The sequence below is a fragment of the Pseudomonas sp. F9001 genome (assembly GCF_013385435.1).
Lineage (GTDB): Bacteria > Pseudomonadota > Gammaproteobacteria > Pseudomonadales > Pseudomonadaceae > Aquipseudomonas.
On record NZ_JACAPX010000015.1, the window covers coordinates 1 to 14,588 of the forward strand.

The 14,588-nt window shown below is 59.8% G+C and carries 14 protein-coding genes; 10 read left to right on the forward strand and 4 right to left on the reverse strand.

Annotated features, from left to right (window positions below; translation table 11 throughout):
• Window positions 1-339: 339 nt before the first annotated feature.
• From HX818_RS16585 to HX818_RS16595, 3 genes are read left to right on the forward strand one after another with little or no spacing between them, the layout of a single operon-like run.
• The gene (locus HX818_RS16585) at window positions 340-1,779 is read left to right on the forward strand and encodes a cytochrome ubiquinol oxidase subunit I (RefSeq protein ID WP_008432808.1); all 1,440 of its coding nucleotides are present in this window, start codon (window positions 340-342) and stop codon (window positions 1,777-1,779) included.
• 3 nt (window positions 1,780-1,782) lie between these two features.
• Entirely contained in the window at window positions 1,783-2,790 is a 1,008-nt protein-coding gene (gene cydB, locus HX818_RS16590) for a cytochrome d ubiquinol oxidase subunit II (protein ID WP_177020427.1), read from the forward strand.
• 12 nt (window positions 2,791-2,802) lie between these two features.
• On the forward strand, window positions 2,803-2,970 hold the full coding sequence (locus tag HX818_RS16595; protein WP_003215809.1) for a DUF2474 domain-containing protein: 168 nt from the start codon (window positions 2,803-2,805) through the stop codon (window positions 2,968-2,970).
• A gap of 41 nt (window positions 2,971-3,011) precedes the next feature.
• Here the strand turns inward: HX818_RS16595 and HX818_RS16600 are convergent, their stop codons facing one another.
• Entirely contained in the window at window positions 3,012-4,136 is a 1,125-nt protein-coding gene (locus HX818_RS16600; RefSeq protein ID WP_177008704.1) for a methyltransferase, read from the reverse strand.
• A 128-nt stretch (window positions 4,137-4,264) separates the two neighbouring features.
• Window positions 4,265-4,975 carry a LuxR family transcriptional regulator gene (locus tag HX818_RS16605; RefSeq protein WP_003215813.1) on the reverse strand — a complete coding sequence of 237 codons (711 nt, stop codon included), beginning with the start codon at window positions 4,973-4,975 and terminating at the stop codon, window positions 4,265-4,267.
• Between the two features lie 404 nt (window positions 4,976-5,379).
• Here HX818_RS16605 and HX818_RS16610 point away from each other — a divergent pair, with 404 nt between their 5' ends.
• Complete coding sequence (locus tag HX818_RS16610) at window positions 5,380-6,156, forward strand: ferredoxin--NADP reductase (RefSeq protein ID WP_177020428.1); 777 nt, start codon at window positions 5,380-5,382, stop codon at window positions 6,154-6,156.
• 40 nt (window positions 6,157-6,196) lie between these two features.
• Here HX818_RS16610 and mscL read toward each other — a convergent pair whose 3' ends face one another.
• Window positions 6,197-6,613, reverse strand: a complete 417-nt coding sequence (gene mscL / locus HX818_RS16615) for a large-conductance mechanosensitive channel protein MscL (protein ID WP_003215816.1) — start codon at window positions 6,611-6,613, stop codon at window positions 6,197-6,199.
• Between the two features lie 286 nt (window positions 6,614-6,899).
• On the opposite strand from mscL, the gene katB reads away from it, so the two are divergent.
• The 3 genes from katB to radA all read left to right on the forward strand — a co-directional run bounded on the left by katB (window position 6,900) and on the right by radA (window position 10,489).
• Window positions 6,900-8,441 (forward strand): catalase KatB, encoded by a 1,542-nt coding sequence (gene katB, locus HX818_RS16620; protein WP_177020429.1) that lies wholly within the window; start codon window positions 6,900-6,902, stop codon window positions 8,439-8,441.
• Between the two features lie 105 nt (window positions 8,442-8,546).
• On the forward strand, window positions 8,547-9,086 hold the full coding sequence (locus HX818_RS16625; protein WP_177020430.1) for an ankyrin repeat domain-containing protein: 540 nt from the start codon (window positions 8,547-8,549) through the stop codon (window positions 9,084-9,086).
• 35 nt (window positions 9,087-9,121) lie between these two features.
• Window positions 9,122-10,489: a DNA repair protein RadA gene (gene radA / locus HX818_RS16630; RefSeq protein WP_003215821.1), complete on the forward strand. Its 1,368-nt coding sequence runs from the start codon at window positions 9,122-9,124 to the stop codon at window positions 10,487-10,489.
• Between the two features lie 115 nt (window positions 10,490-10,604).
• Here radA and HX818_RS16635 read toward each other — a convergent pair whose 3' ends face one another.
• Window positions 10,605-10,973 carry a PilZ domain-containing protein gene (locus HX818_RS16635; RefSeq protein WP_177020431.1) on the reverse strand — a complete coding sequence of 123 codons (369 nt, stop codon included), beginning with the start codon at window positions 10,971-10,973 and terminating at the stop codon, window positions 10,605-10,607.
• A gap of 173 nt (window positions 10,974-11,146) precedes the next feature.
• Here HX818_RS16635 and HX818_RS16640 point away from each other — a divergent pair, with 173 nt between their 5' ends.
• The 3 genes from HX818_RS16640 to yjiA all read left to right on the forward strand — a co-directional run bounded on the left by HX818_RS16640 (window position 11,147) and on the right by yjiA (window position 14,533).
• The gene (locus tag HX818_RS16640) at window positions 11,147-13,213 is read left to right on the forward strand and encodes a carbon starvation CstA family protein (protein WP_003215826.1); all 2,067 of its coding nucleotides are present in this window, start codon (window positions 11,147-11,149) and stop codon (window positions 13,211-13,213) included.
• A gap of 15 nt (window positions 13,214-13,228) precedes the next feature.
• Window positions 13,229-13,426, forward strand: a complete 198-nt coding sequence (locus tag HX818_RS16645; RefSeq protein ID WP_003176208.1) for a YbdD/YjiX family protein — start codon at window positions 13,229-13,231, stop codon at window positions 13,424-13,426.
• Between the two features lie 147 nt (window positions 13,427-13,573).
• Window positions 13,574-14,533, forward strand: coding sequence for a GTPase (yjiA, locus tag HX818_RS16650; RefSeq protein ID WP_003215828.1), 960 nt, complete (start codon window positions 13,574-13,576; stop codon window positions 14,531-14,533).
• The last annotated feature ends 55 nt before the right edge of the window (window positions 14,534-14,588 follow it).

The following is a 14,588-nucleotide window of genomic DNA, read 5'->3' on the forward strand; positions in this document are numbered from 1 at the left end:
GCTGTAAGAGCGGAACCAATACCAGCCATCACCCAAATAACGGATATACACCCAAAACACGCCCAATCTCACCAAAGACAACACCCAGTGACCACTGAGGCAACCTGTCACGCGGCAAAAGACCACGCCTTGCTCTCGCGAAAATGGGACTACTCTTTCAGCAATGCTTGATCCAGATCAAAACCTTCGCCGGGATTGCTCTGGCGGCCGCAAGGCCAGAATCCCTGCGTGGTTGGTTATAAAAAGAAACGAATTTGAATTCGCCACACTCCATATCCGTGGGGGCAGTGGGTGCAGGCCTCCAGCCAGCATTCGGTATTACCTGACAGAGGAAGACTTATGTTCGGTTTGGAGGCGCTAGATCTCGCCCGAATTCAATTCGCGTTCACCATCTCATTCCATATCCTGTTCCCGGCCATCACCATCGGCCTGGCCAGTTACCTTGCGGTGCTGGAAGGCCTGTGGCTCAAGACCCACAACGACACCTACCGTGACCTCTACCATTTCTGGTCGAAGATCTTTGCCGTCAACTTCGGCATGGGCGTGGTCTCCGGTCTGGTCATGGCCTATCAGTTCGGCACCAACTGGAGCCGCTTCTCGGACTTCGCCGGTGCCGTCACCGGGCCGTTGCTGACTTATGAGGTGCTCACGGCGTTCTTCCTCGAAGCCGGCTTCCTTGGGGTCATGCTGTTCGGCTGGAACAAGGTCGGGCGCAAGCTGCACTTCTTTGCCACGGTGATGGTGGCCGTCGGCACGCTGATCTCGACTTTCTGGATTCTTGCCTCCAACAGCTGGATGCAGACGCCACAGGGCTTTGAAATCATTGATGGCCGGGTGATTCCAACCGACTGGCTGGCCGTGATCTTCAACCCGTCGTTCCCCTACCGCCTGATGCACATGGCCACGGCCGCGTTCGTCGCTACCGCGTTCTTCGTCGGCTCCTCGGCGGCCTGGCACTTGCTGCGCGGCAAGGACAACCCGGCGATCCGCACCATGCTGTCGATGGCAATGTGGATGGCGCTGATCGTTGCGCCGATCCAGGCGGTCATCGGTGACTTCCACGGCCTGAATACCCTCAAGCATCAGCCGGCGAAGATCGCCGCGATTGAAGGCCACTGGGAAAATATCGGCAACGAGCCCACGCCGCTGATCCTGTTCGGCTGGCCGGACATGAAGGCTGAAAAAACCAAGTTCGCAGTAGAAATTCCGTACCTGGGCAGCCTGATCCTGACCCACTCCCTGGACAAGCAGGTGCCGGCCCTCAAGGAGTTTCCGCCTGAGGACCGTCCCAACTCGACCATCGTGTTCTGGTCGTTCCGGGTCATGGTGGGCCTGGGCTTCCTGATGATCTTCACCGGCCTGTTCAGCCTCTGGCTGCGCCGTGGCGACAAAATGTACACATCCAAGCCGTTCCTGTACCTGGCGCTGTGGATGGGCCCGTCCGGCCTGATCGCGATTCTCGCTGGCTGGTTCACCACCGAGATCGGCCGTCAGCCGTGGGTGGTCTACGGGCTGATGCGCACGGCAGACGCTTCGTCCAACCACAGTTTTGCGCAGATGAGCATTACGTTGGTGTTGTTTGTGGTGGTGTACTTCGCGCTGTTCGGCGCGGGCCTGGGCTACATGATGCGCCTGGTGCGCAAAGGGCCTGTGACCCACGAAAGCACCGAGCCTACTCACGGTGGTCCTGGGCAGAAACGCACACCGGCCCGTCCGTTGTCGGCGGCTGATGACAGTGCCGATGCCGATCACGGCGACACCTTGAACAAGGGGAACTGAGCCATGGGTATTGATCTTCCGCTGATCTGGGCCGTGATCATCATCTTCGGCATTATGATGTACGTGGTCATGGATGGCTTCGACCTGGGGATCGGCATTCTCTTCCCGTTCATCCCGGGCAAGACCGACCGTGACGTGATGATGAACACCGTCGCCCCCGTGTGGGACGGCAACGAAACCTGGCTGGTACTCGGCGGCGCGGCGTTGTTTGGCGCGTTCCCGCTGGCCTATTCGGTGGTGCTCTCGGCGCTGTACCTGCCACTGATGCTGATGCTGATCGGGCTGATCTTTCGCGGCGTGGCGTTTGAGTTCCGCTTCAAGGCCAAGGACGACAAGCGTCACCTGTGGGACAAGGCCTTCATCGGCGGCTCGCTGGCAGCGACGTTCTTCCAGGGCGTGGCGCTGGGGGCGTTCATTGATGGCATCCCGGTGGTCGACCGGCAGTTTGCCGGTGGCTCCCTGGACTGGCTGACGCCGTTCACGATGTTCTGCGGCGCGGCCTTGATCGTGGCGTATGCGCTGCTGGGCTGCACCTGGCTGATCATGAAGACCGAAGGCAGCTTGCAGGAGAAGATGCACAACCTGGCTCGGCCCCTGGCCTTCGTGGTGCTGGCGGTGATCGGTATCGTCAGCCTCTGGACGCCGCTGGCCCACCCGGAAATCGCCTCGCGCTGGTTCACCCTGCCGAACCTGTTCTGGTTCCTGCCGGTGCCGATCCTGGTGTTGGTGACCATGTACGGCCTGATTCGCGCCGTGGCCCGCAATGCGCACTACACGCCGTTCCTGCTGACACTGGTGCTGATCTTCCTTGGCTACAGTGGCTTGGGGATCAGCCTGTGGCCGAACATCATCCCGCCGTCAGTTTCGATCTGGGACGCCGCCGCACCGCCGCAAAGCCAGGGCTTCATGCTGGTGGGCACCTTGTTCATCATTCCGTTCATCCTGGGCTACACCTTCTGGAGCTACTACGTGTTCCGCGGCAAGGTCACCCACGAAGACGGTTATCACTAGGAGGATTGACTCATGTCCGGCAAACCTTCGTTGCACGACATCGAACAGGCCGAGAAAAAGCCGCTCTGGCAGCGCCTGGGCTGGCTGGCGATGATCTGGACCGGCAGCGTCCTGGCCCTGTTCGTGGTGGCCAGCCTGATGCGCATGTTCATGAATGCCGCGGGCCTGACCACCCACTGACATCCCGTTGTAACTATTGCCCTCCTTTATGGAGGGCTTTTTTATTTGCGCGCCTTGAGGACCACGAACTTCGGCGTGGTCGCCACTTGCTCGACGCCACGGAACAACCGCGCCAACTTGGTGTGATAACCCAAGTGACGGTTGCCGACGATGTACAGGGCGCCGCCCACCACCAACGCTTCCCGCGCCTGCTGGAACATGCGCCAGGCGAGGAAGTCTCCCACCACTTGCTGCTGGTGGAACGGCGGGTTGCACAGCACCACATCCAGTGACTGCGCTTCCTGATCGGCCAGGCCGTCGCCGGGGCGAATCAGCACGTCACGTTCGCCCAGCGCCGCGCGCCAGTTCTCTTCCGCCGATTGCACGGCCATATAGGACTCATCCACCAGCGTGTACTGCGCCTGCGGATTCTGCAGCGCGCTGGCAATTGCCAGTACGCCGTTGCCACAGCCCAGGTCTGCTACCCGGGCGTCCCCCAGGTTTGCCGGAAGGTGCGGCAGGAAGGCCCGGGTGCCGATGTCCAGGCCTTCGCGGCAGAACACGTTGGCGTGGTTGAGCAGTTCGATGGCCGGGGTTTCCAGGCTGTAGCGCGTAGGGTAGGGCGATACGGCGTGTGGCCGATCGGCCAGGGTGGCGATCAGCAGTCGGGCCTTTTTTACCGCCAGTGAGGCGTGCATCGGACCGATGTAGCGCTCCAGCAGTTCGCCGGCAGCCCGTGGCAGGTGCTTGACCATCGCCCCGGCAATCACTTCGGCGCCGGGTGCCAGTTGACCTTGCAGGCGAATCAGTTGTTCTTCGAGCAGGGCCAGGGTTTTCGGCACGCGGATCAGTACGCGGTCGAACGGCCCGGCAGGTGTCTGGCTGGCGGGCAGGAGCGTTACCGCGTCGAAAGCCTTGCCGTTGCGCGCCAGGTTTTTCTCCAGGCCCAGGGCGCCGAGGAACGAGTCACCACTGGAGGTGACCTGCACATGCCCTTCGAGGCTGGCCGCCAGTGCGCCGAAACTGTCGTTGAGCACGAGTACGCGGGTCGCCGTCGTCAGCTGTTGTTCCGCCAGGTAGCTGAGCAAATACTCATCGGCTGCATCAAACGCTTGCAGCGGGTCGTTGTGCTGTTCTGGCTGACGGATCAGGTCGAGTTGGGCGAAGGGGCTGTCGAGCAGGGGCATGGCGGGGGAGACTCTGGGTAAGCGAACCATCGGGGTGAGCGGCGACGCGAGGCGCATCAGGGGCTCGCGTCATCACCCGGAACTGGCCGCAAATGTTACGTTTTTTTCCCCTGGATTACATGCGGTGTTTAAAACAACCCGCATTTGACTGCCGTGATCACTGCGGCAATCTTGTTACTGACCCCCAGTTTCTTCATCGCACTGCTGATATGGAAGCCGACCGTGCGTTCGGACAGGCACAGGATGGTGGCGATGTCCGAGGCGGTCTTGCCCAAGGCCGACCATTGCAGGATTTCGGTTTCCCGCGGGGTCAATTTGCTGGGCGCTTGCGGGCTGGGATTGTCTGCGTATTTTTTGGCCACCACCGCGTGCATGGCGTGGCAAATCCAGAGCACTTGCCCGGCTTTTTCATAGAGTTCTTCAGGGCCCACTGGGCCGGTGGCACGCCCCAGGCTCAACATGCTGAAAACACCCTGGAAGTCATGAACCGATTGGGTCCATCCGAAATTCAGTCCGTTGGACTGGGCATGGGCCCATAAGTCCGGTACCGAAGAAAAGGTTTTCTCGTCCCATACGATCGGTAGAACCGAGCGTTTGCAATGCGCAACCACAGGGTCGAGATCAAAGTAGTGCTCTTGTCTGTACAGCGTATTCCATTCATTGGAATAGTTGTTGAGGTTGATAGTTTTCGTTTGGTTGTTGGGTAGATGGGAACTAAGGGTGAATGCGCAGTATTGGAAGCCAAGCTCGTAGGTAAGGTTGAGGGCAGCTTCGTACATACTGGTTATTTCGCTTTCCCCTTCGAGTTTGGGCAGGCGAGTGTTGTGCCAGTTGACCATCGGTAACTCTCCATGCGAACGGTTTTTACATGGGGTACTTCCAAGGCCCCCGTTTACAGCGTGAAAAATAGTGTAGGACAACGGCTACAGCTCGAAATGAAAATTTGGTTATGTTCAAGCGGGCGTTAGGCCAATAACATTTGTACAACCTGGCTACGGTGTACAGGTTTCAGGCGTTCGATAAGATTTTTTTCCATTAGTTTTAAGAACTTGCTCTAAATGCGCCTTGTTAATATTTAGTTGCACTCCCTCATCTAATGGCTTGTTGGAAGGCGACTAATAGCCAAATATTTAGTACCGCCCAGCGGTTGCCACAATGGGCAGCGGCAATGCCAGCACAAACCATCGGTGTTTCCAGGCGGCGCTTTGGGGGACACTAGGGGCCTCTGCAAATGGAGTTTCCCATGACGGCCAGTGCTGAAAAATACACCCGCCAGACCCTGCTCGACGTGAAATCGCTGACTCCCAGCCTGTTTACCCTGCGCACTACCCGAGACCCTGGTTTTCGTTTTCGCGCCGGACAATTCGTGCGTCTTGGGGTGACCAAGGCCGATGGCAGCATTGTGTGGCGTGCTTATTCGGTGGTGTCCTCGCCCTTTGACGAGCACCTGGATTTCTTCTCTATCGTCGTGCCGGGTGGCGAGTTCACCAGTGAGCTGAGCCGCCTGCGCGAGGGCGATACCCTGCTGGTGGAACGCCAGGCCACGGGCTTTCTGACCCTGGACCGGTTTGTGGATGGTCGTGATCTGTGGCTGTTGGGCACCGGGACCGGTATTGCGCCGTTTCTCTCGATTCTGCAGGACTTCGAAGTGTGGGAGAAATTCGAGCGGATTATCCTCGTCTATAGTGCCCGCGAAGCAAGGGAGCTGGCTTACCAGTCGTTGATCCATGAACTGGGCGAACGTGAGTACCTGGCAGAATACGCCCACAAGCTCACCTACATTCCCATTGTCACCCGCGAGCAACATCCGGGCGCGCTGAATGGGCGGATTACCACCCTGATCGAGAACGGCGAATTGGAGCGCGCCGCAGGCATCGAGCTGACCCCCGAGCATTCCAGGGTGATGATTTGCGGTAACCCGCAGATGATCGACGACACGCGTCAGTTGCTGAAACAGCGCGACATGCAACTGAGCCTGACCCGCCGTCCGGGGCAGGTCGCGGTAGAAAACTACTGGTAAAACAAAGGCGCCCTGCAGGCGCCTTTACTTTTTGCCGAGCTTACTCGGGCTTGCTGTTCTGTGCCTTGAGCAGATCGCGGATCTCCCCCAGCAGCACTTCTTCCTTGGTCGGGACCGGCGGCAGGCTAGGTGCCACGGCCTCTTCACGCTTCAGGCGGTTGATGGCCTTCACGCCCATGAAGATCGCAAACGCAACGATCACAAAGTCGATCACGCTCTGGATGAACTTGCCGTACGCCAGTACGACGGCCGGCGCATCGCCCTGGGCGGCTTTAAGCGTTACGGCCAGGTCGCCGAAGTCGACACCCCCGATCAACAGGCCGATAGGTGGCATCACCACGTCGCCTACAAAGGATGAAACAATTTTGCCGAAGGCGGCGCCGATGATAATACCGACCGCCATGTCGACCACATTACCTTTGACCGCGAAGGCCTTGAACTCACTTAACACGCCCATAGGTTATTCCTTGTTACAGATGAGGAGGTAGAAGCCAGTGTAAGACAGTGTGGCGAGGCTTGCTCGACACAACTGCTAACAGTGTCCGTTTTTATCGACACATTAAATCGCAAATAGTTTGCAAAGTGCCACCAATCGCGCGCGGAATACCCGCTATTTCAGTGGGTTACCACACTATTTTCTTTATCGGGGTGGTACGGCTTTTCTATTTATCTTCTGACTCGCGGGTCACTAGCCTCTGGCAAGCACAACTCAATGTGCACTAAAAAAACCAGAGGATACCTCGATGAAAAACCCTATTAGCCGCGGGCCTATTTCTGCGCGACAGGTGCTGTTTGCAGTGAGCGCCAGTCTTCTTTCGCTGTCCGTACACGCCGCCAACCTCACGCGCGATAATGGCGCGGCGGTCGGTGACAATCAGAACTCGCAAACCGCCGGTGCGAATGGCCCGGTCCTGTTGCAAGACGTGCAACTGATCCAGAAGTTGCAGCGCTTTGATCGCGAGCGTATTCCGGAGCGCGTTGTGCACGCCCGTGGCACCGGCGCTCACGGTACTTTCACCGTCACCGATAACCTCAGCGACCTGACCAAGGCCAAGGTGTTTGCCGCCGGCGAAGCCACGCCGGTATTTGTGCGCTTCTCTGCGGTCGTTCACGGCAACCATTCGCCGGAAACCCTGCGTGACCCGCGCGGCTTCGCCACCAAGTTCTACACCGCCGAAGGTAATTGGGACCTGGTCGGTAATAACTTCCCGACGTTCTTTATTCGCGATGCGATCAAGTTTCCGGACATGGTTCACGCCTTTAAACCAGATCCGCGCACTAACCTGGACGATGATTCCCGTCGCTTTGACTTCTTCTCCCATGTTCCGGAGTCCACTCGTACGTTGACCGAGTTGTACTCGGACTCCGGTACTCCAGCCAGTTACCGGGAAATGGACGGTAACGGTGTACATGCCTACAAGTTGATTAACGCCAAGGGCGAAGTGCACTACGTCAAGTTCCACTGGAAGAGCCTGCAAGGCATCAAGAACCTCGATCCTAAACAAGTGACTGAAGTACAGGGCCGTGACTACAGCCATATGACCAATGATTTGGTCACGCACATCAATAAGGGCGACTTCCCCAAGTGGGACCTGTATGTGCAAGTGCTGAAACCGGAAGACCTGGCCAAGTTTGATTTCGACCCGTTGGATGCCACCAAGATCTGGCCGGACGTACCGGAGCGCAAAGTCGGGCAGATGGTGCTGAACCGTAACCCGGCCAACGTCTTCCAGGAAACCGAGCAAGTCGCCATGGCGCCGGCCAACCTGGTGCCGGGCATCGAGCCTTCGGAAGACCGCCTGCTGCAAGGCCGGGTGTTCTCCTATGCCGATACGCAAATGTACCGCCTGGGGCCAAACGCCCTGCAACTGCCGATCAACGCACCCCGGGTGACCGTCAACAACGGTAACCAGGACGGCGCGATGAACTTCGGCAAGACCACCACTGGCGTGAACTACCAGCCAAGCCGCCTGCTGCCACGGGAAGAGCCGCAAGCCGCCCGCTACAGCCAGTCGGCCCTGTCGGGCAGTACCCAGCAGGCGAAGATCCAGCGTGAGCAGAACTTCAAGCAGGCCGGCGATCTGTACCGTTCGTTCAACAAGAAAGAACGCCAGGACTTGATCGACAACTTCGGCGGCTCCCTGGCCACCACCGATGACGAGAGCAAGCACATCATCCTGTCGTTCCTCTACAAGGCTGATCCGGAGTACGGCACTGGCGTGACCAAAGTGGCCAAGGGCGACCTGGCCCGCGTCAAGGCGCTGGCTGAAAAGCTGACCGACTAACCGCCCACGCTCCCTGTAGGAGCCGGCTTGCCGGCGATAGCGCCCACAAGTACGCCATCGCCGGCAAGCCGGCTCCTACAGGTGGCACATCACTGAGAATTTGCCATGCGAATCTTTATAGGCGCTGTCCTTGCGTGTTTGTCGTTCAGCGTATTGGCCGAACAAGCTGACCCGGCCGCGCTTAAGGCACAACTGCAGGATTACTACTTCGACGCCGCCCGCCGTGGCGACGTGGAAATGCTCAACACCTTCATCGAATCCGGCTATTCGCTGAACACCCAGGATGAAAAAGGCTACACGGCGCTGATTCTCGCCGCCTATCACGGTGAAAGTGCCTACGTGGACCGATTGCTCGCCGCCGGCGCCGATGCCTGCGTGCAGGACAAACGCGGCAACACGGCGTTGTTGGGCGCGATCTTCAAGGGTGAGCTGAAAATCGCCCAGCGCCTGCTCGCCACCGACTGCAACCCCGACCAGCGCAACGGCGCCGGACAAACGGCGGCCATGTATGCCGGGCTGTTCAAACGCGTGGAACTGCTGGATGAACTGAAAGCCAAGGGCGCCGATCTGAATGCCGAAGACCCGATCGGTAACAGCGCTTCACGTTTGGCCAGCGGTGAAATCCGTACCCCGGCGCCGCGCTGAGCTATCATCGCGGTTTTTCGGTTGGAGGTTCTCAAATGGCAAAGGCCAAGCGCATGTATGGCTGCACGGAGTGCGGCGCGACCTTTCCCAAGTGGGCCGGCCAGTGCACGGAATGCGGTGCGTGGAACACCCTGACCGAAACCATGATCGAGAGCGGCGGCGCCGTGGCCCCCAGTGGCCGTTCCGGCTGGACCGGGCAACAAACCCAGATCAAGACCCTGGCCGAAGTCAGCGTCGAAGAAATCCCGCGTTTCTCCACCGCTTCCGGTGAACTGGACCGGGTGCTGGGCGGCGGCCTGGTGGATGGCTCGGTGGTGCTGATCGGCGGTGACCCGGGCATCGGTAAATCCACGATCCTGCTGCAAACCCTGTGCAGCATCGCCAGCCGCATGCCGGCGCTGTATGTCACCGGCGAAGAATCCCAGCAGCAGGTGGCCATGCGTGCGCGCCGCCTGGGCCTGCCCCAGGACCAACTGCGGGTGATGACCGAAACCTGCATCGAAAGCATCATCGCCACCGCGCGCCTGGAAAAGCCCAAGGTGATGGTGATCGACTCGATCCAGACGATTTTCACCGAACAACTGCAATCGGCTCCGGGTGGCGTGTCCCAGGTGAGGGAAAGTGCCGCGCTGCTGGTGCGCTATGCAAAACAGAGCGGTACGGCGATTTTCCTGGTGGGCCACGTGACGAAAGAAGGCGCGCTGGCCGGCCCACGAGTGCTGGAACACATGGTCGACACCGTGCTGTATTTCGAAGGCGAGTCCGATGGGCGGTTGCGTTTGCTGCGGGCGGTGAAGAACCGGTTTGGCGCGGTCAACGAACTCGGAGTGTTCGCCATGACTGACCGGGGCTTGAAAGAGGTCTCCAACCCGTCAGCGATTTTTCTTACCCGCGCTCAGGAAGAAGTCCCAGGCAGTGTGGTGATGGCAACGTGGGAAGGCACCCGGCCGATGCTGGTGGAAGTCCAGGCGCTGGTGGACGACAGCCACTTGGCCAACCCGCGTCGTGTCACCCTGGGCCTGGACCAGAACCGGCTGGCGATGTTGCTGGCGGTATTGCACCGCCACGGCGGCATTCCCACCCATGACCAGGATGTGTTCCTCAACGTGGTGGGCGGGGTCAAGGTGCTGGAAACCGCGTCTGACCTGGCGTTGATGGCGGCGGTGATGTCCAGCCTGCGCAACCGGCCATTGCCCCATGATTTGCTGGTGTTTGGCGAAGTGGGCCTGTCGGGTGAAGTGCGCCCGGTGCCCAGTGGCCAGGAGCGCTTGAAAGAAGCGGCCAAGCATGGCTTCAAGCGGGCCATCGTGCCCAAGGGCAATGCGCCGAAAGAAATGCCACCGGGGCTGCAAGTGATCGGGGTAACGCGCCTGGAGCAGGCGCTGGATGCCCTGTTCGAATAGTCGCCAGCCACACAGCCCCCCTGTGGGAGCCGGGCTTGCCCGCGATGGCGGTGTATCAGCTGATTGATATGCAAACTGACACACCGCCATCGCAGGCAAGCCAGCTCCCACATGTTCAGGTCTCCAGCAAGGCGGCGAATTCCCGCTCCAGCTCTGCCTGATCACCGAGGTTCAGCTCGATTATCCGCCGCAGGTGGCTGATGGAGTCGAGGTCGATGTGTTCGCACACAAAGCCGAGCTGCCCATGATCGTCGTGGGTCAGCCGCACCTGCATCTTCACGTCGGTCTCGGCGTCGAGATGAATGTCCACATCGAACGATTCGTAGCGATGGCCGTGCCATTCTTGCGGCCGTTGCACCAGCAAGCCCTTGAGCGACAAATCCACCAGTTGCACCGGCCAGACATGGCCGTCTTGCGTGAGCTCGGTCCTGGCATCGAAGGCAATGCGTCGGAAACGGCGTCGGTCTGAAGGCTGTTCGCTCATGGTGAAACCCTCTGTGGATAAAGGAATTGTAGCCGTGCGCCATCATGGGGCGGTTTTTTCTGCTTTTTTTGCCCCGGCAAGGCTCTAGACCAACGTAGGGGGGTGGCCTTTAAGGCCAGTAGCGCTAAACTCGGGATGGCTGTCTTTCTGTCCACCCTGGCTGGAATATAAAAATGAAAAATAATAATAGCCTGCTACGCCATCTACCCTGGCTGCTGCTGGCAATCGTAGGAGCGTGCGCCCTGGGCGTAGTGGCCTTGCGCCGCGGCGAGGCGATCAACGCCTTGTGGATCGTGGTCGCAGCAGTGGCCATTTATCTGGTTGCTTACCGTTACTACAGTCTGTTCATCGCTAACCATGTGATGCAGCTCGATCCACTGCGGGCTACCCCCGCTGTGCTGAACAACGACGGTCTGGACTATGTGCCGACCAACAAACACATCCTTTTTGGTCACCACTTCGCGGCAATCGCCGGCGCAGGGCCTTTGGTCGGCCCGGTACTGGCGGCGCAGATGGGCTACCTGCCCGGCACGTTGTGGCTGATCGCCGGCGTGGTGCTGGCGGGGGCGGTGCAGGACTTCATGGTCCTGTTCCTGTCCACCCGGCGCAACGGCCGTTCCCTGGGGGACATGGTCCGCGAAGAAATGGGCCGTGTGCCCGGGACCATCGCGCTGTTCGGCTGCTTCCTGATCATGATCATCATCCTCGCGGTGCTGGCGCTGATCGTGGTCAAGGCCCTGGCCGAAAGCCCGTGGGGCATCTTCACGGTGATGGCAACCATCCCGATCGCGATGTTCATGGGCATCTACATGCGCTACATCCGCCCGGGCCGCATCGGTGAAATCTCGATTGTCGGCGTGCTGTTGCTGCTGGGTTCGATCTGGCTGGGCGGGCAGATTGCCGCTGACCCGGTGTGGGCCAAGGCCTTCAGCTTCACCGGGATCCAGATCACCTGGATGCTGGTGGGTTATGGCTTCGTGGCTGCCGTGTTGCCAGTGTGGCTGATCCTCGCGCCACGGGACTACCTGTCTACTTTCCTGAAAATCGGCACCATCATCGCCCTGGCGATTGGCATCCTGGTGACCATGCCCGACCTGAAAATGCCGGCGCTGACCCAGTTCATCGATGGCACCGGCCCGGTGTGGAAGGGCGGCCTGTTCCCGTTCCTGTTCATCACCATCGCCTGTGGCGCGGTCTCGGGTTTCCACGCACTGATCTCCTCGGGCACCACGCCCAAGTTGCTGGCCAGTGAAGGGCACGCCCGTTACATCGGCTACGGCGGCATGTTGATGGAGTCGTTCGTGGCCATCATGGCGATGGTTGCCGCTTCGGTGATCGAGCCAGGGGTGTACTTCGCCATGAACAGCCCGGCCGCGATTGTCGGCGGTGACGTGGTGGCTGTGGCGCAAACCGTCAGCAGCTGGGGTTTTGCAATTACCCCGGAAGCGTTGCAGGCGGTGGCCCATGACATTGGTGAGTCCACCATCCTGGCCCGTGCCGGTGGTGCGCCGACCCTGGCGGTGGGTATCGCGCAGATCCTGCACAGCGTCCTGCCGGGTGAAAACACCATGGCGTTCTGGTACCACTTTGCGATCCTGTTCGAAGCGCTGTTCATCCTGACTGCGGTCGACGCCGGTACCCGTGCCGGTCGCTTCATGCTGCAGGATTTGCTCGGCTCCTTCGTGCCGGCGCTCAAGCGTACCGAGTCCTGGACGGCCAACCTGATCGCTACCGCAGGTTGTGTGGCGATGTGGGGTTACCTGCTGTACCAGGGCGTGATCGACCCACTGGGTGGCATCAACACCTTGTGGCCGCTGTTCGGTATCTCCAACCAGATGCTGGCCGGTATCGCGCTGATGCTCGCCACGGTTGTGCTGATCAAAATGAAACGCCAGCGCTACATCTGGGTGACCATGCTGCCAGCCGTATGGCTGCTGATCTGCACCGTGACCGCAGGCTTCATCAAGTTGTTCGACGCCAACCCGGCGATCGGCTTCCTGTCGCTGGCCAAGAAATACAGCGATGCCCTGGCCGGCGGCCAGATCCTCGCACCGGCCAAGAGCATCGACCAGATGCAACACGTGATCTGGAACGCCTACACCAACGCAACGCTGACGGCGCTGTTCCTGTTCGTGGTCTTCAGCATCCTGTTCTATGCGCTCAAGGTCGGCATTGCTGCCTGGGGCAAAAAGGAACGTACGGATAAAGAAGCGCCATACCAGGCCATCCCGGACGCGTGATAGAGGATTGCAATCATGTTCAATGACATCAGTCGCCTCGGTAAATACCTCGGTCAGGCCGCGCGCCTGATGGTCGGCATGCCCGACTACGACACCTACGTCGAGCATATGCAAACCAAACACCCGGACAAACCGATGATGGACTACAAGGCGTTCTTCCGGGAACGCCAGGAAGCCCGTTACGGCGGCAAGGGTGGGCCCAAGTGCTGCTAGCCCGGTAGTTCGGGCTGCGGTGATCCCTTGTGGGAGCGGGCTTGCTCGCGAAGGCGGTCTTTCAGTGATGCATGTGCTGACTGACACGCCGCCTTCGCGAGCAAGCCCGCTCCCACATTTGTTTTGTGTTTCTTCAAGGAGAATTCTTTGTCCTCTCCCATTCCCGTCACCGTCCTCAGCGGCTTCCTCGGCGCTGGCAAGACCACCTTGTTGCGTCACCTGCTCAAGGCCGAGCACGGCTTGAAAATCGCCGTGATCGAAAACGAATTCAGCGACGCCGGTATCGACACCCAACTGCTGGGCAGCGAGCCGGTGCAAGTCATGACCCTGTCCAATGGCTGCGTGTGCTGCACCATCCACACTGACCTGACCAAGGCCCTGTACCTGTTGCTGGAGCGCCTGGACAGCGGCGAGATCGCCTTCGACCGCCTGGTGATCGAGTGCACCGGCCTGGCCGACCCGGCCCCCGTGGCCCAGACCTTTTTCATCGATGAAGAACTGCGCGAGCGCTACATCCTCGACGGCATCATCACCCTGGTGGACGCGGCCCACGCCGAGCACCACCTGACCCAGACCATCGCCCAGGCACAGATCGGGTTTGCCGACCGCCTGCTGGTGAGCAAGCGCGACCTGGTGGACGACGCCACCTTCGACGCCCTCAGCGAGCGCCTGACTCGTATCAACCGCCGGGCGCCGATTCGTGTGGTGGAACACGGCAAGATCGACCTCGCCGAACTGCTGGATGTGCGCGGCTTCAACCTCAACGCCGGCATGAGCCTGCGCCCGGTGAGCCAGGCGCCGTCCATCGACCGTATTTCCAGCCTGGTGCTGCGCACTGACCAGCCGCTGGATATCGACAAACTCAGCGAGTTCATGAACGAGCTGCTGGAAGACCACGGCAAGCAATTGCTGCGCTACAAAGGCGTGCTGAACATTGCCGGGGAAGACCGGCGCATGGTGTTCCAGGGCGTGCTGAAGCTCTACGGGTTCGATTGGGACACCGAATGGGCCGAAGGCGAAGCGCGGGAAAGTGTGATTGTGTTTATTGCTGACGAGTTGCCGGAAGAGAAGATTCGCGAAGGCTTTGCGCGGGTTTACCAATCCTGACTTGAAACGCAGTCAAAATGTGGGAGCGGGCTTGCTCGCGAAAGCGGTGTATCAG